13 protein-coding genes and 1 pseudogene are annotated in these 21565 nt (G+C 44.7%); 11 read left to right on the top strand and 3 right to left on the bottom strand.

Annotated features, from left to right (window positions below):
• Positions 1 to 76: 76 nt before the first annotated feature.
• Complete coding sequence (locus DHBDCA_RS13170; protein ID WP_015044716.1) at positions 77 to 1246, top strand: DegT/DnrJ/EryC1/StrS family aminotransferase; 1170 nt, start codon at positions 77 to 79, stop codon at positions 1244 to 1246.
• A gap of 115 nt (positions 1247 to 1361) precedes the next feature.
• Positions 1362 to 1973: a sugar transferase gene (locus DHBDCA_RS13165; protein WP_015044715.1), complete on the top strand. Its 612-nt coding sequence runs from the start codon at positions 1362 to 1364 to the stop codon at positions 1971 to 1973.
• A 128-nt stretch (positions 1974 to 2101) separates the two neighbouring features.
• Here DHBDCA_RS13165 and DHBDCA_RS13160 read toward each other — a convergent pair whose 3' ends face one another.
• Positions 2102 to 3082 carry a glycosyl hydrolase family 18 protein gene (locus DHBDCA_RS13160; RefSeq protein WP_015044714.1) on the bottom strand — a complete coding sequence of 327 codons (981 nt, stop codon included), beginning with the start codon at positions 3080 to 3082 and terminating at the stop codon, positions 2102 to 2104.
• Between the two features lie 228 nt (positions 3083 to 3310).
• The gene (locus tag DHBDCA_RS13155; protein WP_015044713.1) at positions 3311 to 5383 is read right to left on the bottom strand and encodes a cell wall-binding repeat-containing protein; all 2073 of its coding nucleotides are present in this window, start codon (positions 5381 to 5383) and stop codon (positions 3311 to 3313) included.
• A 180-nt stretch (positions 5384 to 5563) separates the two neighbouring features.
• Here DHBDCA_RS13155 and DHBDCA_RS13150 point away from each other — a divergent pair, with 180 nt between their 5' ends.
• The 3 genes from DHBDCA_RS13150 to DHBDCA_RS13140 all read left to right on the top strand — a co-directional run bounded on the left by DHBDCA_RS13150 (position 5564) and on the right by DHBDCA_RS13140 (position 12845).
• On the top strand, positions 5564 to 8323 hold the full coding sequence (locus tag DHBDCA_RS13150; protein WP_015044712.1) for a S8 family serine peptidase: 2760 nt from the start codon (positions 5564 to 5566) through the stop codon (positions 8321 to 8323).
• A gap of 522 nt (positions 8324 to 8845) precedes the next feature.
• Entirely contained in the window at positions 8846 to 11518 is a 2673-nt protein-coding gene (locus DHBDCA_RS13145) for a cell wall-binding repeat-containing protein (RefSeq protein WP_015044711.1), read from the top strand.
• A gap of 376 nt (positions 11519 to 11894) precedes the next feature.
• Positions 11895 to 12845 carry a TolC family protein gene (locus DHBDCA_RS13140; RefSeq protein WP_015044710.1) on the top strand — a complete coding sequence of 317 codons (951 nt, stop codon included), beginning with the start codon at positions 11895 to 11897 and terminating at the stop codon, positions 12843 to 12845.
• A 372-nt stretch (positions 12846 to 13217) separates the two neighbouring features.
• On the opposite strand, the pseudogene DHBDCA_RS15845 reads toward DHBDCA_RS13140, so the two are convergent.
• A pseudogene (locus DHBDCA_RS15845) lies at positions 13218 to 13404 on the bottom strand (transposase); the annotation flags it as partial.
• On the opposite strand from DHBDCA_RS15845, the gene DHBDCA_RS13135 reads away from it, so the two are divergent.
• From DHBDCA_RS13135 to DHBDCA_RS13110, 6 genes are all read left to right on the top strand, one after another.
• Complete coding sequence (locus tag DHBDCA_RS13135) at positions 13387 to 13614, top strand: hypothetical protein (protein ID WP_015044709.1); 228 nt, start codon at positions 13387 to 13389, stop codon at positions 13612 to 13614. The pseudogene DHBDCA_RS15845 and the gene DHBDCA_RS13135 overlap by 18 nt on opposite strands.
• A 319-nt stretch (positions 13615 to 13933) precedes the next feature.
• Positions 13934 to 14887, top strand: coding sequence for a TolC family protein (locus DHBDCA_RS13130; protein WP_242824919.1), 954 nt, complete (start codon positions 13934 to 13936; stop codon positions 14885 to 14887).
• A gap of 28 nt (positions 14888 to 14915) precedes the next feature.
• Positions 14916 to 16160 (top strand): efflux RND transporter periplasmic adaptor subunit, encoded by a 1245-nt coding sequence (locus DHBDCA_RS13125; RefSeq protein ID WP_015044707.1) that lies wholly within the window; start codon positions 14916 to 14918, stop codon positions 16158 to 16160.
• A gap of 49 nt (positions 16161 to 16209) precedes the next feature.
• On the top strand, positions 16210 to 16935 hold the full coding sequence (locus DHBDCA_RS13120; protein ID WP_015044706.1) for an ABC transporter ATP-binding protein: 726 nt from the start codon (positions 16210 to 16212) through the stop codon (positions 16933 to 16935).
• The gene (locus tag DHBDCA_RS13115) at positions 16932 to 18266 is read left to right on the top strand and encodes an ABC transporter permease (protein ID WP_015044705.1); all 1335 of its coding nucleotides are present in this window, start codon (positions 16932 to 16934) and stop codon (positions 18264 to 18266) included. Before DHBDCA_RS13120 ends, DHBDCA_RS13115 begins: the two co-directional genes overlap by 4 nt.
• Before the next feature lie 325 nt (positions 18267 to 18591).
• Positions 18592 to 21423 carry a fibronectin type III domain-containing protein gene (locus DHBDCA_RS13110; RefSeq protein WP_015044704.1) on the top strand — a complete coding sequence of 944 codons (2832 nt, stop codon included), beginning with the start codon at positions 18592 to 18594 and terminating at the stop codon, positions 21421 to 21423.
• Positions 21424 to 21565: the final 142 nt, after the last annotated feature.

The following is a 21565-nucleotide window of genomic DNA, read 5'->3' as shown; positions in this document are numbered from 1 at the left end:
CAAAAATCAAATAGAACAATAAAACAACATAATAACATGATAGCAGATACTGAAACTAAGAAAGAGGCGTAAGTTTATGAGTCCACGACGAGAACAGTTCCTTCCCTATGCGCTACCGCTTATTGAAGATGATGATATTGAAGCTGTTGTCGACAGCCTAAAATCAAATTGGATTTCCAAGGGTCCAAAGACCGGAAAATTTGAAAAGCGTTTTGCTGAATATATCGGCGTTAAACATGCCATTGCGCTGAATTCCTGTACTGCAGGACTGCACATAGCACTGCTTGCTGCCGGAGTAGGAGCGGGCGATGAGGTAATCACCACGGCGATGACGTTTGCAGCCTCATCAAATGTGATCATTCACTGCGGGGCAACTCCTGTTCTGGTGGATATTGACCCGCAAACCATGAATATCGATCCGGCAAAAATCGAAGAGAAGATAACATCTAAGACCAAGGCAATTATCCCGGTTCATCTTGCTGGGCTTCCGTGCGAGATGGATAAAATTATGCAGATTGCGAAAGAATACAACCTTTTTGTATTGGAAGATGCGGCCCACGGCACGTATACGAAGTATAAAGACAGAATGGTCGGCACGATCGGTGATGCGGCAGCCTTTTCGTTCTATGCGACGAAGAATCTGGCAACCGGAGAAGGCGGCATGGTGACGACCAACGATGATGAGCTTGCCAACAAGATGAGGGTTTTGAGCCTCCACGGCATGAGCCGGAATGCCTGGAACAGGTTTTCTGAAAAAGGCTCCTGGTATTATGAGATTGAATACCCGGGATATAAATACAATATGACGGATATTCAGGCTGCGATGGGGATGACCCAGCTGGCTAAACTGGAATCCATGCAGGCCAGAAGAGAAGTCATCTGGCAGCGTTATAACGAAGCTTTCAGCAAACTTCCAGAGCTTGAAGTTCCGGCCGATTTTGACTATGCCCGCCATGCCCGCCATCTGTATATGATCAGGCTGAATCTTGCTAAGCTTACGGTAAATCGTGCAGAAGTCATCGAGCTGCTTAAGGAAGAAAATATCGGCACCAGCGTTCACTATATTCCGCTTCCATATCATCCATATTACCGGGATACCTATGGCTACAAACCCGGAGATTTTCCAAAGACGGAAGCGCTTTACGAAAGAATTATTTCTCTGCCGCTTTATCCTAGAATGAGTGACGCCGATGTTCAGGATGTTATTGAAGCCGTACAGCGTGTTATTGAAAAGATCAGGTTATAAGAAGGAAGAACAGACTTTCTCCTCCGTTTCTTATAGAATTTAGGAAATTGTTCGAAATCATCTACGAAAGATAGTAAGAATATTTTAAAGGAGTAAAATCCCAAGGAGTGGTAATTTGTTTGCGAAAAGGGTTTTAGACCTGTTGATTTCCATCCCGCTGCTCATTATTTTATCCCCATTGTGGCTGATGATTGTCCTTTGGATCAAAGCCGATTCCGAAGGTCCTGCAGTCTTCAGGCAAGAAAGAGTCGGACGGAACGGAGCGCTCTTCACAATCTATAAATTCCGGACCATGGTTCCGAATGCTGATGCTGTGATGAAGGAAAAAATCGAGCTGCTGAAAAAAGAAGGCAAGTTTGATCCGGACAACTTCATCTTTCAGGATAAGGATGATCCGCGGATTACGAAGAGCGGCAGATTCTTAAGGAAAAGCAGCCTGGATGAGCTGCCCCAGCTTTTGAATATTATCAACGGTACGATGAGCATCGTCGGTCCGAGGCCGGAAGTCCCGGAAATTGTGGACCAGTATACGCCTGAACAGCGTCATCGGCTGGACATGCCGCCAGGAGTGACCGGTCTAGCCCAGGTCAATGGCCGCAGTGAGCTGACACTCACGGAAACCCTGAATTATGACGTGGAATACGTCCAAAACTGGCGTTTCGGCCTTGATCTGAAGATACTTTGGAAGACCCTTTTTATTGTTTTAAAGGGCAAGGGCGCGTACTAATATTGGAATGGTTCAGCACGTTTCTATAATGACTTACGTACTCTTCATGTATGATAAAAGAAACTTTTCCCGTGAGGCGCTTCAGGTGTCTCTTCTTTTTTGGGGGTATTGCTGATTTCGTTCCTTTCCTATTCCAGCAGTGCCGCAAATTGCCCGGCGCTTGTCTGGTCGTGCCAGGCCAGGGACCAGCAGCCTATCCCTCCGAGGCTGAATTCTTTAAGCAGGCAGAGCTTAGCTGCCCAGCTCCGGCTATCATCGTAGTACATGGTCCAGCGATGACCGTGTTCATCTGTATAGCAAAAAGTTGGTGTACCGATGGGATCGGAGGAAGAGGCCTTTCTCGTGCTTACTGCACGGAAGTGTTCAGCAGTTCGCGTGGCAGCGGAAAGACCTAGCGCTTTGGATAACCAGCGCCTACCGTCCTGCCGCCAGGTTCTACCGTAAAACGGTATACCCATCAGGATCTTTGAGGGAGGAATCCGCGTAACGGCATAAGCCATGACCTTGCGCACCCAGCCCAGCGGTGCGATTGGACCCGGCGCAGAGGTTGCATAATGCAGGTCGTAGGACATGATCTGTACGTAGTCGGCATATCCGGCTAGCTCGGCGTAGTTATACTGAACGCACCAGGGCTCCGTTGTGTCGGAAGTCCGGGACATCACAGAGACGAGCGTGAGCTTTTCTAAGGCCGATAGTTGCGTATAGAGGTCTTTCATTAAAGCGGTAAGTCCTGGACCCGTATCGGTCGGGAGCGCTTCAAGATCGACCAGAATTCCGTCCGCTCCGGTATCCCGGATGAGCTTCAGACAGCTTTCCTTGAAAATACTGCGTTTCAGAGGATCACGCAGCATATTCCCGGCAGACTTACCGCTGCCCAGGACCATCGGAACCACTTTGGTGCCGCTGCGCTGTCCGAGAGCGACCAGGTACTTCGGTATTTCAGGATCGGTGAAGACACAGCCAAAGCTGCCATCCGCCTGCAGCAGCCCTGCAAAATTCGGGACTAAGATATCAATTGATTTCAGAAGATTGCCGGAAACGCAGGCCAATTGTTTCTCGTAAGCTGCCTTACTGCCGTATCCATCCCAGAACTGAAGGTTAGTTATCATCTTGAAACCCCACTTCTTAGTTTCTTATCTTCTGATATGAATATTCAGTAAGAAAAAAGAGGGTGCGTGAACACCCTCTAGCATGACTTAATATTCATAAGATCAACGTCATGGAGTCTATCCGCGCCTAAGCGGAGCACGACGCGAAGCGCGGCTGTTTGTGCCATGGAGGGCACAACAGCCGAAGAGCGGTTAGAGTCCATGACGTACACCAGAAATATTTTGTAATTATTTGATCCGCTCTTTCAGCAGCGGGTACAGCTCCGGAGTACTGACTTCGTTGATCCAGCCCATGGACCAGCCGCCGATGCCACCGAGATTGTATTCGTCCATGATATCCAATTTTTCTCCCCAGCTGAGCCGGTCATCGAAATAGGCTGTTCTGCTGTAGCCGCTTTCATCAACGTATTTAAAGGTTGGCACGCCGATCGGGTCCGTCAGGGTGGTCTCTCTGGAGATGGTTGCGCAGAACTGGTCTGCGGTCTGCGTAGCGACTGCCCAGCCAAAAACTTTGGATACCCACCCGCTTCCTTCCGTTCTCCAGGCCCTTCCGTAGTAAGGGACGCCCATCAGGATCTTCTCCGAAGGAATTTCAGTCACGGCATAAGCGATAACTTCTCTGACCCAATCCAATGGCGCGATCGGGCCGGGAGCGGAGGTCGAATAATGTTTGTCATAGGACATGATTTGGACATAATCGACATACTGCGCAAGGTCGCTGTAATCGTACTCGTCGTACCAGGGTTGAGCGGTCTCGGAGGTTTTGGACATGACAGAGACCATGACCAGCTTCCCCTGCGGATGAAGCCGCGTGTACAGATCCTGCATCAGGGCAGTCAGGCCTTCTTCAGAGCTTTCGGAGAGTGCTTCCATATCGACCAGAATGCCGTCGGCATTGGTTTCCGCAATCAGTTTGAGGGAACTGTTCACAAAAGTACTGCGTTTGGTCGCGTTCTGCAGCACGGAATCAGCCGTACTGCCGCTGCTCATGACCATCGGCACAACCTGGGCGCCTTTGCTGTGGCCAAGAGTAACGAGATACTTGGGTGTTTCGGCACTGCTGAATCTGTAGGCAAAGCTGCCGTCGGCCTGAACGGCTCCTGCAAGGTTTGGAACCAGAATATCGATATAGTCCGACAGATCACCCGGAACATAAGACAGCTGGTTCTCATACGTTGTCTTATTAGCATAGCCGTCCCAGAACTGCAGCGAGATTTTTGAATTAACGCTTCCAATCTGGACAATGTTCTGGACTTCGGTACTAATCACGTCAAATCCGCCCAGAAAAAAGAAATTACTCACATTAGCTCTGTTGGTTCCAAGATAAACGGTCGTCGGAGTATTTTGCAAGGCACCTTCGTCTTTGGGAACCAGCAGGATCGGATTATTATTCCTGGCAGCGAGTACAGAGCCTGCCAGCGCATCCGGAAAGGAGCTGCCTGTCGCGACGATCATCTTATCCATATTGAAAGGAAGGCCTTTCAGAATGGCCACATTGGTCTTGTAGCGGTCCAGATCACTCAGCCTGCTGACAGTATACCCGGCTGTTTTGAGCTGATTTGCAGCCGAAGCGCTAATTGCGCTTTCACCGCCGATCAAGGTGATCTCCGTGACACCGAGCTTCTGCAGTGCATTCAGGGTTGCCATGGGGACTTTCTGCGTATCGGTCAGAAGGAGTGGAATTCCATTGGCTGCTGCGTACGAAGAAATGCTGAGCGCGTCAGCAAAGACTTTGCCGGAAGCCAGAAAGGCCCGGGTGTTGCTTTCCACAGAAGTGGTTGAAATATTAGCAGCTGTTTCATAACGATCATTTCCTTGAATCCGGTAGGTCGTTAAGCCATTTGCTTTCAACGCATTTTCCACGCTTGCCGATATCGCTCCCGTCCCGCCAAGAATAAAGACCGAGGAAGCATTTAGCCGCTGGATTTCCGCAAGGACTTCCGGGCGCAGCCGGTTGGATTCGGTCAGCAGCAGCGGCCCGCCGCCTACTACGGCACTGTTGGCCAGAACAGCTCCGGCCAGGGCGTCAGGAAACGCATCTCCGCGGGTCAGGACGACGCTGCTGGCATTGGTCCAGTTATTTGAAGATATTTCGACTGCGGTCTCATATCTGGTTTCTCCGGCAAAACGGGTAAAGGAAGTGGTACTGCTGTCTGCAGCATAGGCAGATTTAGGCGTTTCTCCTGTCCCCATAAACAGGCTGCACGTAAAGAAAGAAGCCAGGGTCAGAGTTGCTATTCCTTTTCTAACCAGGCTTGTCGCTTGCTTTTTTTGATGACGATTCATTTTTAACTTGAACATAAAGATTCTCCTCCATATATTCTGTCTGGCAAAAAACTGGATATCTCTTTATTTCGCCATCAGACTCGAAAGTCCTGTTCAAAATGCAGGAAAATATAAGATCTTGCCGAATTTGTGAAAAACATACAAAAACACAAATCTAAATACAAATACAAAACACAAAAATGTGAGGACAAAAAAATGCTGCCTATAAGCACCAGGAATCCGCTAAAACAAAAAACGATCGGATTGAAAATAAATTTCTTTCTAAACGTAAAAAGTTTTTCAGCACTTTTGCTTTGTTTTATTCTGGTATTTCAAGGCATACCAGACGGCCTGGGGGAGGCCACAGCTGCTATAGAGATATCTGATTCTTCAACACTGCCGGCCCAATCTGAGCAAACGCCAAGCGAAAACAGCGAGCAGCTGTTTATAACGGAAAAATATGATCCGGCAGCCGTACGTTTGGTCGTTGAGAAAACTCAGAACACCGATCTCGATACACTGGCTGAAGCTGTCGGAGGCGAGCTGGTAAGGACCGGGCCGCTTGATTATTGCACACTGCAGTTCGAAGGAACCAAAGATACAAATGAAGCAGCGGATATCCTGCAAAAAACACTTCAAGTCCCGGGAGTTCTAAATGCGTCCTGGAGTAAAAAATATCAGACGGAAGGCGTTGCAGATACGAAAGTTTTCACTACAGCTGTCAGTGATCCCGAATACAGTTACCAGTGGGGGCTGCAAAGGGTAAGGGCCGACCAGGTCTGGCAAGAAGGTGTAACCGGCCAAGGAGTCGTGATTGCCGTGATTGACACCGGCGTAGACCTCGATCATCCGGATCTGGCGGATGCAAACGGCAGCAATCTTGTGAAAGGGTATAACGCGATTACGCGAAGTACTGCGACCTTAGCTGTACAGGACGACAACGGACACGGCACTTCTGTGGCCGGACTGATCGCCGCCCGGAATAATAATAAAGGCATTATCGGAGTCGCCTATAATGCGAAAATCATGCCGATCAAGGCCATGGACAGAAACGGTGAAGGAGAGGATGCCGTCATCGCGGACGGTATTATCTGGGCCGTCGATAACGGTGCTAAGATTATCAATATGAGCCTGGGTTCTGATGAAGAAACCAAAATCCTTGACGACGCGCTGCAGTATGCCGCTGATAAAGGGTGCCTGCTGATTGGAGCTTCGGGTAATGTTTCCGGAAGCACTTCCCAGGTCTACAGCCACCAGACTGTTGCGGGAACCAGCGAGGTGTCTTATCCTGCGGCGAATCCAAACGTTTTGGCTGTCTCGGCTTTGGATTCCTCTGATGTGATTACGGATTTTTCCCTGACAGGACCGGAGGTGCTGCTCTCCGCTCCGGGCAAAAGGATCCTTACCGATTACTGGTCCAGTACAGAGACGGGCTGTGCCTATATGACGGGGACCTCGATCGCGGCACCGTTTGTTACGGGCGCCGCAGCCCTGCTCTGGAGCAAATATCCAGGATTGATGGCCGATCAAATCAAGCAGGCCCTGATAGAATCCGCCTATGATCTCGGGCAGGAGGGCAGGGATGATGACTACGGGTACGGCAGATTGGATATCTACTGTGCGCTGAAGACGTTTGGAACTTTGCAGAGATATGCATCCCCAACCGTTCTGGGCTGGGAAGGCGGCACCGTAGCTGCGGGTAGTGCCGGAGAGGAACCGGCTGTCGAGCTGACCGTCCCGACCGGAGCCTTTGCGTTGCAGGTCGACAGCGCCGGAACGGAAAAAAAGATTAACATTTCCATATCTGAAGCAAAATCTCCGGGCAGTTTTCCTGAAGGGATCATTTCCGGCAGTGGGGTGTATGCAGTCAGCTGGGGAGAAGTACTGCCTGAAAAAGTCCTTAACCTGACGGTCAAAGCAGAGTTGCCTGCCTCATACGCGTACGGATCAGAATCAGACTATCTTGCCTATTTATATCGGTGGAGCGGATCGAGATGGATTAGGATTGGCGGTGGATTCTCTACGAACGCTGCAGAGGTGGAAGTCTCCATCTATGAGCCCGGTACTTATTGGGTTGGCTGGAGTCCGAATTCTAATACGGACAGGATCGCCGGATCGGACCGGATCATGACAGCCTTAGCCATTGCAAGGGAAGTGTTTCCGACCGGTGCAGATACCGTTGTGATTGCCCGCGCTGATGATTTTCCCGATGCGCTGGCCGGAGCACCGCTTGCTTACAAATACCACGCACCTGTCCTGCTGACATACTCTAACGAGCTGCCGCAGGAAGTTTATCAGGCAGTTCAGGATTTGAACCCAAATGAAATTATTATTCTCGGCGGCACGGGGGCTGTTTCAGCTGCCGTCGAAGCAAAGCTCGCCAATATTGCCGCTGTAAAGCGGCTGGCCGGAAACAACCGATATGACACTGCGGCGGCTGTCGCCGACATGCTTGGCACAAAAGGGCAGGCAGTCGTGGTCAGCGGGGCCAACTTTCCGGATGCAATTGCAGCGGCTTCTTTCGCGGCAGTAGAGGGCAAACCAATTTTGTTGACGTCTTCCGGGATCTTAAACAGCGAGACGCTGATTGCTCTGAAGAAAAGTTCCATTATTACTACGGAAGTGATCGGCGGGAACGGAGCGGTCTCAGGAAATGTACTGTCAGAGCTGCCTTCCCCGGTCAGAATCGGCGGTGCGGATCGTTATGCAACGTCTGCAGGCGTTCTCCAAGAACATAAAACTACAGGACAGGTACTATATATAGCTACAGGAATGAATTTTCCCGATGCACTGACCGGAGGAATATTGGCAGCGACAGGCTCATCCAATATTTTGCTCGTTTCCCAAAGTGGTCTGTCTGCCGGTCAAAAAGTTTTGCTGTCATCCTACAAAGGCAAAACGGTGATAGCGATCGGCGGGGCAAAAGCATTGCCGAGTAGTGTCTTGACGGAGATACGGCAGCTCGGATTACTGTAAAATAAGAAGCAATTTGTCTCCTGCGTCAGGTAAATGCCCCAAAAGCCGTCTTATAGAGGGACTGTGAACAGAATGTCACTAAAAAAACAGTGGAAATTTTTGCGCGAATATTGTAGAATAACATAGCGCGATTAATTTGGGTGATTATGTCAATTTCTTAAGGAATACCAATGTTTCCTGTGAAAAAAGTTGTGTGCTTTAGCAGGAATATTGAGTTCTTTAAAGAATAATATATGGAGGTATGAGAAGCTCATTACATAAGCTTCTCTTTACCCATAGAACGTCTAAAGGGATAACCGCCCCTGAGGAACGAGGCTCAGAGGGGGGACGCCCCCGGGTTGGGTGGTGCCTTTAGATATTGCGCAATGTCTAAGGATAATCTTTGCGACACTGTAAAGGGGGGTGAAGAAGAAGATTCCGCATCGAGTAAGGGAGACTGATTCAAAGACAGAAATTAAATTGAATCAGGTTTGCCCGAAGACAAAAAAACCCTTTTTAAAGAAAGAGAGGAGATTTGACTAAATGAGTAGAACGAAGAAGATAGCCGTATTAGCTATCATTGCTATGGTTCTGACCTTGATGCCTGCTGCTATGTTTGCTGCAACAGCTGACAGCACCAGACTTGCAGGTACAGACCGAATTGGAACATCTCTAGAAATTGCTGGCGCAGGCTGGACTACTGCTAGTACAGTAATCCTTGTTCCTGCCGATCAAGCCAACCTCGTTGACGCTCTGGCTGCCGCACCTTTAGCCGGCCAGGAAAACGCCCCGATCCTTTTAACAGGCAAAACAGCCCTTGATGCTAGCGTAAAAGCTAAAATCGCTGCCCTGGGTGCTACCAAAGTTTATGTTATCGGTGCTATTTCCGATGCAGTTGTTGCCGAAGTCAATGCGATTTCCGGTGTTACTGCTACGAAGCTTGCTGGTGCTGATCGCTGGGCTACTGCTAATGCAATCAACGCTAAACTGACCAGCCCTGCTGGTACTTTCGTTGTTGGTTACAATTCGCTGGCAGATGCTCTTTCTGTAGCTTCCTATGCTGCAGCTAAAGACTTCGCTATCGTACTGACCAAAGCTGACGGAACTGTAGATTCCTCCAAAATTGTTGGATCCACCACCTACCTGGTAGGCGGAACCACAGTTGTCAAGGATTATGCAGGTGCTACCCGTCTTTCTGGCGCTGACCGTTTTGCAACCAATACTGCAGTTGTATCCACCCTCGGCTTCAACCTGGGCAAAGTTTATATTGCCAATGGCTTAAGCCTTGTTGATGCTCTTGCAGCTTCTTCACTGGCTGGTAAATACACTGCTCCTATTCTTCTTTCCAACGGTTCCAGCGTTCCTGCTGCAAGCGTTGTAAAAGATAAAGTAGAGACAGTTATTGCTCTAGGCGGAACTAATGCCGTTTCTGATGCAGTAAAAAACAGCGTTACAGCTGCACCGATCAAAGAAATCACCTCTGTAGCTGGTGTTGACGGCAAAGTATATTATTCTACTAACGCCGGACAGTTCTTGGCTTTCACCGTAAATGGTGGACGCACAATTAGCCTGAACGCTTTAGAAAACCTTGGTTATGATATTGAGTTTACTGCAACTGACAATGTTTTCTTCGGTACGGATGTCAGCCTTACGGGCGAATTATTCAAGGATGATCTCGATGGCCTTCTGGTTGACAGTTTCTTTGATTTTGACTATACCATCGTAGTTAAGAAAGATGGGCTTATTGTCGCCGAGTCAGATCCTGTAACAGTAAGAGTTATTGATGGTGACTACGCTGCTGCTAGCGCAATCACCTCCTACAAACTGGCTAAAGTTGATGATGCTGATGCAACCACTACCCTTATTGACAAACTCAGCAGCAACACATTGGTTAAGGGCGAGTATGCTGCCGTTACCGAAGTTAAGGCAGATACTGTCAATGGCAGCAAAAACGTTGACATCTTAGAAGATGTTGTACTAAGTTCTTCGAATCCGTATGTTGTATCTATCTCTGACACTACTCCTACGGTTATGCGTGCAGAAATGCCTGGATCTGCAACGATTACAATCGAATCGGGTTCGGTAACAAAAACATTTACCATCAATGTAGTAGGTGCTTCCGGAGTACGTAAAGCGAGCAAAGTTACAGCTAGCTCTTCTTCTCTAAAAGTTGCTACTACCGGTACAGCATTTCTTCAATTGACTGTTTTAGACCAGTACGGCGATCCATTCGTTGGTGATGAAGATGATGCATATAGTTACGCTATTGATGCTAACGTCTATAATGCAGACAGCGAGATAATTGCTGATTGTGCTGGTGGAGACCCTGATACTAAAGGAAAAATAAACATTGCAGTGGTTGACAATGCTGCAGCTACAACAGGATCCGGTTCCCTCTTTATTAAAAAAGTTAACGCTGATGGTTTAGTTGGTTCCTCAGTGTTAAGCTTACCAGTCGCTGTTTCCGCCCAATCTGCTGTTGCTAAATATGTTATTGAAGCTGCTAATGGGGATTCTGCCGATTACACAATCGACCTTAACCCAGAAGCTGCTGCAAAAGACAAAAATGTAAATGTAGGTCTCTATATTATGGGATACACTTCGGGCGGATATGCGGTAGCTCCTGCAGAAGCTGCTGAGATTGCTGGAATCACAGAAGTATGTCCTTCTAGCTTCCCTGGTATGATAACCGCAGATGCTGCTCCGGCTCTTGGTGGCCTTGTTACAGTAACTGGAAGCCTTATTCCTGGATTTACTGGAACTTCCCAGGTTAAGGTCACAACAACATCTGGTATAGCTGTTGCCAACAGGACGATTACGGTTAAAAACACTGCTCCTGCAATTACAGATGTAACTTTTGAATCTGTAGGCACAGTAACAGACACCAGCCTGCCGATTTCCGAAGTTCTGCAAGTTAAGAATATTGCAACCAACGGTTCCGCTGGTTATGGTAAAATCAAGATCGACGATGCTACTGGTTATATCTTCTATGATGTAAATGTTGCTGGTGACGGCGAAGATGATACCTATGATGTTGGCGATGTACCGATTGGTAAAGTTGAAGTTAAGAAATATGGTACTGGAACCCTTAGCGGTGTGGCTCTGGCAGCTGGTGATATTACCTGGGATGCTGGCACAACTGGCAAAATCTCCATCGGTGTCACTAAATGGGGAGCTCCTACGCCATTCAAGACTATCGTAGTAACAATTAAATAAATTTTATAAAACAAATTACCTTATTAAAATGAGGTAATGAAGAAGGAATCGCTTAAGGGCGATTCCTTCAGGTTACTGACTGACCCCATGATTAAAAAATCATGGGGTCATTTCTTTAGGCGCGCTACGCATGGCGCGTAACTAGACGGTGAAAGTCCGCTATGGGGATGGCAGTTGCATCAATGGAATCATTTTTTACTTTTGTCATTAGAGGATTCCAAAGGCATCTCGCTTAGCATTTAATACCTAAATAGGTGATTCTGCTTGGAAGAAGAATATTTTTCATCTTTACTTCTTTATTACTGATAAATAAGGAGTTATAATAAAGATAGTAAAGCAGTAGTGAGCAATTTATCAACACTTTAGGAGGATAAAAATGAAAATGAAACCCTTATATATACTGCTTCTATTTACGTTTTGTTTAATGATACCGGCGCCGGCGCTTGCACTGGATTATTGGGATCAATTTCCTAATACTATCCATAAGATTGAGTTTAATGATATCAGAACATTGCTGATGAGTCGTAATCCTACAATCAGATATAATACAGAGATGCTTGATAGTATGGCTGGAACGGGTATAAGTGTTTATGATTCAGCACTCAATGCTCAGATTCAGAATTTAACGCTTGCTTACGCTAAGGAAGCTCAGTATATTCAGTATAATACCCAGGTTCAGCAGGTTGAAGTTACCGCACAACAGCTGATTTTAGCAGAAAAAAGCTACCAGGTGTCTTGTAAACAATATGAACTTGGCATGATTTCAAAAAATGCCTTGTCAAAAGCAGAAAATGATGTAAAGAGCCTTACAACTCAGATGAGAGATTTACAAGACTCGCAAAAAAATATTATCAAGCAATTCAACCTTGCCATTGGGCAGGATGCTGATATTCAACTGGAATTAGGTCCGGTTCCTCTAGTACAGGACAAATGGATTAAAGAAATTGATGCTAACAAGGACTATGAAAGCATTAAAAACAATAGTTATAAGGAACGAGCTGCTAATGATTACAATATCCAATCCGATGAAGAGAGAAAATTTAAAGACAGTTTTTATCAGACTTATCAGACGCTTTTAGATAAACAAAAAGCCTTATTGCTTGAGCAGCAAAAAATGACTGTGGCTGGAAACGAATTGAAGTGTGCCCAATTAAAGGCGGATCTAGGAATGCTTTCGCCGATTCAGCTCCAATCCCAAAAATTAAGTTATGAAGGCCAGAAACTTGCACTTATTAGTGCTCAGAATATGTTATTCCTAGCCTATCGGAACTATGAATGGGCTCAGGAAGGTCTAATTGTATCTTCTTCGTCTTCAGCATCATACTAGATGAATCTGTAATCAAATTACTACGAGTGAAATATCTTGGAGAGCAACAGTTAGCTGAAATAAGAGCTTAAGCTACTTAAATGATATACTCCCCTTAAAGTGGACAGTGGAAAAGATACTACAAAAGAGGATAAATAGCCTTCAAAGGTCGTTGATTTAATCAATGACCTTGTTTTTGTTCAGCGTAAGCGATTAATTAATATTAGGGTACCTTGACAATACTAAACCCCGGTACGATGTACTTTCGTTACCGGGGTTCAACGTCATTTATCATTCTTCCATATTCCGGCAGTAGGCCGGAAGTATTGGGGACTAAGGCATAAAATCTTTTATTTTGAAGGGTCTGTTTTGAAGTCAATACTCGGCATCTTGCTAAAGATATGTACCAGGTATGTAAACTATTAAGTCCGTTTTTTTGGCTGTTTCTACAGTGCTGGAAATCACAGCACTAGCCTGGGTTCCCTTTGTTAATATACCAGCTCTTTCTGCCTATTACAAATGGACGGATCGCATTTTCAGCCCGGTTATTAGACAATTCAATTTGACCGTTTTCCAGGAATGTTGTGAGTACCAGCTGGAATACAAACTGGCAAGTGCAAGTATCTGGAGCATTATCAGCAGCAGCCTGAGCGCGGAAACAGTAACTTATACCAAAACGGGCCTGGTTAATGGAACGAGCTACGGGGTTAGAATCAAAACCAAAGACAGCCCCAGCAGCTGGTCGGGCTATTCGGATATTGTTGAAGAAATATCAACAGCTATAATTTGATTTAAACGGGATAAATTGGGATTATTTTTGCCCAAAGCAAAAGGAGACAGCTAGATTTAACAATTATGGATGTCTCTTAAATTTTTCTAAGGCCGATGACAATATCTTTGATAGCGAATTATTCAGCGATATATAAAGGCATTTTTGAAGAAATTATTCACACAACCTTACGGAATCGTTCACCAAACGTTCACAAACATTATCTAAAATGATAGAGGGAAGAATTCCCTTGGAAAAATGGAAACAGGAATAAAACACACATACAAGCATTGATACACGAAAAGGTACAATATACAGAGAGAAGTAATAAAAAAGGAGAATGAAAATGCGAAAACAGTATCGAAAAAGAGCAGTCTCAGTGGCAGCTATCTTATTTATATCGTTCATCTTAGTACCTATACAAGTCATGGGGACGGAAACCGATTCGACAAATGCGGCAAATATGATAACTACTTATACCCTGTTATTTGATAAGATTCAACAAGAAGTTCTTGAAAAGAGTCCAGATGTGGCTGATAATATGGAAACCTTTCTCGACAGTGATACCGGACTGCAAGCCCAGTACACGCGCGATAAGGCAAACTATAGTGTTGTATGGGAGGTTCAGAGCTACTTTTTCCAATACAATGGACTTCAAAAACAGCTAAACAGTGGCCATGCCCAGTTACCAATACTAGAAAATCAATATAATTTGACTAAAATAAAGGCGTCCTATGGAGTGGCTACTGAGCAGGACGTTCTTACAGCTGAAAAAAGTTTGACTGATCTGAAGAATAACTTGACGTCCTATCAAAAAGAAATGGACGATATCCTCAAACAGGTAAGATATCAGCTTGCATTAAAAAGTGATGTAAAAATCATCGTCGACAGTGTACCATACGAGAACATTGATTTTGCCAATATAGAATATGATCAAGATTTACCGAATGCAATGGGAAATAGTTATGATATCGGTCTTGCAGACTGGTCAGGGGATAGCACCAAACTATCTAAAACAGTAATTGAGTTTAAAAGCTCTTTTCAAACTGCCTATGGCAATCTAAAAACGGCTGTTGAAAAAGTAGAATACAATGATCACTATGCAACAATCGATCAAAAAACCTTTAAACTGGCAGAGATAAAATATAAGTATGGCTCAATAACAAAACAAGAATATTTAACTGAGGAATATAATTATATTAATGCCCAGATTAGCAACGATCAAGACAAAAATGATTTATATAAAGCCTATGTCAAATATGAATGGGCCAAAAAAGGCTTAATTGTGAACTAGTTAAGATGTGAAAAGCGGAGGAGCAGGAATGAAAAGACCAAAGAAAAAATGGGTGATCCTGATTGTTGTACTTATTATCTTAATAGTCGCGGGCATTGCAGTAAAAACCTTTGTGTCTGCTAAAAATGAGACTATGAGCACAGTGGTACCGATGCAGACAGCGACATTAAGCAAAGGAACGCTCATAGACAGCATCTCATCCTCAGGAACGATCTACAGTTCGAAAGTAGAAAATGTCTGTTCAAGTGTAAGTGCTCCGATTGACAAGATCTATGTTAAGGTTGGAGACAAAGTCAAGGCAGGACAGCTTTTAGCAACGCTAGATATGGAAGAAGTATACAATAATTGCGAAAAGGCCAAAGCAACTTTAAATGCAGCAAAAAGAGACTTGGATGCGAAAACCACTACATATGAAACAGATAAAGCGCTATACGAGTATGATGGTGTGACAGCGGAAGAACTTAAATCTGCCGAATCAGCGCTTGAAAGTGCCAAAGAAAGCTACGAAAATGCGCAAACAAGTTATAATACTTTGAGTAAAGACCTCAATGAAGGCAATATTACGGCGCCAATAGATGGTACCGTGACAGAATCGAACGCGGAGGTCGGACTGCAGCCGCCGACCGATGATATCCTGTTTGTGGTCGAGAATATCAATGATTTATATGTAACGGCTAATGTCAGTGAGTATAATATTGCGAGCATTAAGGTTGGCCAGGATGTCCAAGTGACGACCAACGTCACTGGGAATACAATTTATCAAGGAACATTATCCTATATTTCTCCTAAAGCCGTTAGTGAGTCTGGCTCAACTGATGTTGAATTCGAGGTTAGGGTGAAAATTCTGAAGCCTGATCCACTGATTAAGATTGGCATGAATGCTTTCCTCGAAATCATCCTCACATCAAAGGAGAACGTTTATTCTGTTCCTTTCGATGCAGTTGTTACTGCAAAAGACGGTACAAATTTCATTGATACAGTGAAAAATAATACCATTGTTCAAATCCCTGTCGAAACCGGTCTCGAAAACTCCACAAATGTTGAGATCTCAGGAGCTGGCTTGGAAGATGGCTTGATTGTTGTTACCAATCCTACAAGTGTGACGGTTGGGCAGACGGTTGACCTGTCAGCGAACTCAAATAGGGCGGCGGTAGGAAAAGATCGAAATGGAACGGCACCATCCGGAACAGCTCCAAGCGGAGCAGCAGGGGGTACGGCTTCTGGGCAATCATCAACGGACGGAACTGCTTCAAAAGGCGTAACTGCGCAATGAACTATAACAAAATGATCAGTGAATCTATAGGGATAGGGTTGATGAGTTCATGATTGAAATTAATAATGCGATCAAAAAATACTATGTTGGAATGCCAAATGAACTGACTATTTTGAAAAATATCAATTTGAATATCAAGGAAGGTGAATTTGTCTCCATCGTAGGGGCTTCTGGTTCCGGCAAAAGTACCCTGATGAATATTATCGGAGCTTTGGACCGTCCAACCTCAGGAACCTATACCCTTGACGGGATATCCATTGAGGATATGAGCCAAAATGAATTGTCAGAAATTCGCAATAAGAAAATAGGCTTTGTTTTTCAGACGTTTAATTTGATTCCCAGATCTACGGCTTTAAGCAATGTTGAATTGCCACTGTTTTATCTGGGGATCCATAAAGAAGAAAGAAGAAAAAAAGCCGTGGAGTTACTAGAACTTGTAGGAATGGGAGACCGGATGACACATATGCCCAATGAGCTTTCGGGGGGGCAAAAGCAAAGGGTTGCCATTGCCAGAGCTTTAGCTAACGATCCGGCAATCATTTTAGCAGATGAACCGACAGGTGCCCTAGATACCCAGACGGGGAAAATGGTGATGGATATTTTTTTGAAAATCCACCGTGAGGAACATAAAACAATTATTTTGATTACCCATAACCCTGAATTGGCCGAAGAGGCAGAACGGCAGATTACGCTGAGTGATGGTATGATTACCGGAGATTTCTATAACAGCGATATTTCCCGCCTAAAGTGTGAAGCAATGGGGGTGAAGGCATGATCTGGGAGAATATCGTTTTGGCCTTGGCCTCCTTAAGAGCCAATAAAATGCGGGCATTGTTAACAATGCTTGGCATTATCATCGGGATCACCTCTGTTATCGCGATCGTGACCATTGGAAATGCTATGACAGCCTCCGTGAGTTCCAATATGTCATCTTTTGGCACGAATAATATTACCGTCATGGTTCGGGAAAAATCGGAGAAACAGCGGACGATGCCCGGAGGCATGATGATGATGACAGGCGGAGGCGGTGGAGCTCCTCCCGGGAGCGGAGGAAAAGGAATGCGCGGAAGCGGCAATACGTCCGAACCTCAGGATTCGGATTTAATTTCGGAAGAAATGATCACAAAAATGGAACAAACCTTTCCAACGGAAATAGCAGGAGTTTCTCTGTCAGAATCAGTCGGGAGTGCGACAGCAAAAGACGGAGACCTCGATGCCAATGTGATGATCACAGGGACTAATACGGATTATCAACTGGCAAATGACTTAGAAATTCTTGAAGGGCGATATATTTCAGACAAAGATATAGAGAACTATCGCAATGTTGCCGTTGTCTCAGATAAATTCGTCAAAAACATGTTTCCGGATGGAACGGATCCGTTGTCCAAGGTAGTCAAGGTCTACACAGACAGCAAAATCGAGCTATATACCATCATCGGCGTGTATAAATATGATGAATCAACGATGGGTCAGCAGAGTACCTCGTCTGAAGAAGACGTATCAACTAGTTTATATATTCCGTTCCCTATCGCTAAATTGGATTCAGATCAAAAAAATTACCAGAGTATTACAGTCATTGCGAGCAGTGGTACGGACGTACTGACATTTTCAGATGACTTACAAACTTACCTTGATAATGTCTATCGCACCAATACTGTCTGGGGTGCCAAGGTGAATAGCATGGAATCTGCACTGGAATCAATAACGAGTACTTTGAATACGATTAAGACGGCGATTGCGTTTATAGCAGGCATATCCTTGCTTGTCGGTGGGATTGGCGTCATGAATATCATGCTGGTATCCGTAACGGAAAGGACAAGAGAAATTGGGACGCGGAAAGCTCTTGGCGCGAAAAACTTCCATATCCGACTTCAGTTTGTGACGGAGGCAGTGATTATTTCCGGCATAGGCGGTCTCATTGGAATCATCATCGGCACGACAGTCGGAGCCATCGTTTCGGTTACGCTCAATGCTCCTGTAACGATTTCTCTGTTGGTGACGATTATCAGCTTCCTATTCTCGATGGCTATCGGCGTATTCTTTGGTTATTACCCGGCCAATAAGGCAGCGAAGCTTGATCCGATCGAGGCGTTAAGGTATGAGTAGATTTTAAAATATAGATTGTATAGAACTTCAAATGAAGTCGCTGAAGTAACCCCGGTACGATGTATTATTGCGCCGGGGTATATTTGCAATTTGTTGTATAAATGGCTAATTATGGCGGACAATTCGTAATGTAGATATGGTATAATATGCATATATTGTATAGATGAAGTATTCGTAGTATCAAATAGGGATAGAAAAGAAAGTCATTCTAAAAGTATTTATTTAAAAAAGTCTAGAATCAGATTTTCTTCTGTCTGGTACTATTTATGTAATAGCTGACGATATTATCTAAGGGGTATTTGTTTAAACAACGGGAGGCAGAGTAATGAGGAAAAGAATTCTAATTGCACTTTCTTTAGTAATATTGCTAATAGGCAATTCTTTACCGACAAATGCTGTGGAGCAAGTGAATAAGGTTACATATAGCAAAAGATACTATTTGCAAGAAAGCCATAAAAAAATTAGTTCCGATCTCTTAAAATTGATTGATGAGCAATATCGGACAAATAAAGAAACGAAAGAGCAAGTAAAGTCAGCCATAAAAAATATGAAAGCGCTGATTAAAGCCGAAGATTCGTCTTCATATGGACTGAATAAATCGAATGATGACTTAGTTTACGTTTATATTCGTGTTAATGATAATGAATCTACCCATATTATTGATAACTACGCCAATAAAGTGAAGAATAGAGACGAGAAAAATCATGTTATTACAGCATGGGTGGAAGTAAATAAAATCAACGTTATTGCCTCTTTAGAAGGAGTAAGATCTGTTAATACTGTTCTTCCTCCTCAAGTCAATGTGGGGTCTGTGACAAGCCAAGGGGACGCTCTTCAAAATGTAGATAGTTTTCGAAATCTTTCGGGTATAGATGGGACAGGTGTAAAAATTGGAATTATCTCTGATGGGGTGGATAATCTCGCAAGTGCTCAAGTGACCGGTGACTTGCCGGGAGATGTTATCACACTCAGTAACACTGTCGGCGGCGATGAGGGAACAGCCATGTTAGAAATCGTTCATGATTTAGCTCCTGGTGCACAACTATATTTTCATGATTGTGGTGACAATGAATTAGCATTTAATGATGCGGTTGATGCATTGGTCAATGCGGGTTGCCAAGTAATTTGTGATGATATTGGCTGGATCACTCAGCCGTTCTTTGAGGATGGCATTATAGCCAGTCATATCAGCAGTGTAATTGACAGCAATAATATTGTTTATGTTTCATCAGCTGGGAATGAAGCACAAAACCATTATCAGGGAATTTATCGGGCTGATAATACCGGATACTACTTCCACGATTTTGATCCTTCTTCAGCAGGTTATTCTCCTTTACTTGTATATATTCCATATGGGGAAACAGTAAGAGTAGTCTTGGAATGGAACGATCGATGGGGAGCTTCAAGTAATGATTACGATTTAATTTTAGCCGATCTAGATGGAACCTCCTTTGTATCTTCAATCGAGGAACAAAATGGTGATGGCTACCCGTTAGAATTTGTGTATTGGACGAATACCAATGCCTCAGGTTATTACCAGATCGTAGTTCCTAAATATGCAGGTGTAGCCAAAACCCTTGAACTATATGTTTACGGGGGCTATATTGCAGATGGGTATTATACATCCTCTGATTCAATATTTGGGCATGCGGCAGTACCTAAAGTAATTGCCGTAGGTGCTGCAAACGCAGATTCTCCTAACAAAATTGCATACTATTCATCACAAGGACCAGTAACTATTTCCTATCCATCAGCAGTCAAAAGAAATAAACCTGACATTATCGGAATAGACGGCGTCAGTGTTACGGGGGCGGGTAGCTTCTCTAATCCATTTTATGGTACGAGTGCTGCAGCACCAGATGTTGCTGCCATAGCAGGCTTGCTCTGGGCGCAGAATCCTTCAAAAAGTGCCAGTGAAATTAGAACAATGATAACTAAGGGCGGTATAGACCTTGGGACTGCTGGTTATGACACGGTATACGGATATGGTATGTTAAATATGATTTTAGCGGCTTCTCCCTGTATACCTGAGAATCTAGCTGCAGCGCCGAGCGATAAAAGTGCGATAATAAGCTGGACGGCAAATGCGGAGAGTGATATAGCCGGATATCAACTGGAGTATAAGACAACAGCGGCGACCAACTGGACCGTCAAAACACTCGCAGGTACAGTAACAAGTACGACCGTAGGCAGTTTGAGCAATGGAGGAACCTATCAGTTCCGACTAAAGGCCAAGGATAGTGCCGGAAACTTCTCAGGATATACAGATATCGTAACTTGTATGCCAGTGGATAATGTAGCACCGGGCGTTCCAACAAACTTTAGGATGACATCGGTTAATGACGGCAGGATAGTGCTGGCGTGGACAGCGCCGACAGCGACGGATCTATCGGGATACCGAATCGCTTATCAAAAAGCCGGAGATACAGAATGGACCGAAATAGGAACAATAGCGAAAATTGTAACGTATACAATGACGGGACTGGAAAACGATATAAACTACAAACTAAAAATACAATCTAGGGATAGTACAGGGAATTGGTCGGCATACAGTTCGGAAATTGAAGCAATGCCCCAGGATAAAACACCACCTGCAGTACCTACGGGACTGACAACATTAGTGGGGACGGATAAGACGATACAAATTAGCTGGACAGCTAATACGGAGACGGATCTGGACGGATATGAAATAGTATGGCAGAAGTATGGAACAACCATTTGGCAGAGTGAAGTCGTAGGGAAAGAAACACTAAGTAAAACAGTAGAAAACTTGACGCATAATACACGATATTACTTTAAAGTTAGAGCCAAAGATTTGAAAGGGAACTGGTCGAACTATTCAACTGTCGTATATGCGATAGCCAAGGATCAAGTCGCTCCGACTAGTCCAGTGGGTCTAGCTGCAGCACCGAGCGATAAAAGTGCGATAATAAGCTGGACGGCAAATGCGGAGAGTGATATAGCCGGATACCAACTGGAGTATAAAGCAGAAGGGGCGGCCTATTGGACCATCAAAACATTTGCGAGTACAGTGACGAGTACAACAATCGGAAGTTTGTACAATGGAAGAACCTATCAGTTTCAGCTAAAGGCCAAGGATAGTGCTGGAAACTTTTCCGGGTATACAGACATCGTAACTTGCGTTCCAGATCTATAGATGAATTCTTAATTTATGATCTCACTCTAGAAAATGGAAAATTTGTAGGGATCAATTAAAAGTGCCTTGACGAAGGTGAACCCCGGAACGATGTTCTTTCGTGCCGGGGTTTAGCGTCATTTAATCATTCTTTTTACCGTCT

This window comes from Dehalobacter sp. DCA (genome assembly GCF_000305775.1).
Taxonomy (GTDB): Bacteria; Bacillota; Desulfitobacteriia; order Desulfitobacteriales; family Syntrophobotulaceae; genus Dehalobacter; species Dehalobacter alkaniphilus.
This window is presented reverse-complemented; position numbering and strand designations above follow the sequence as displayed.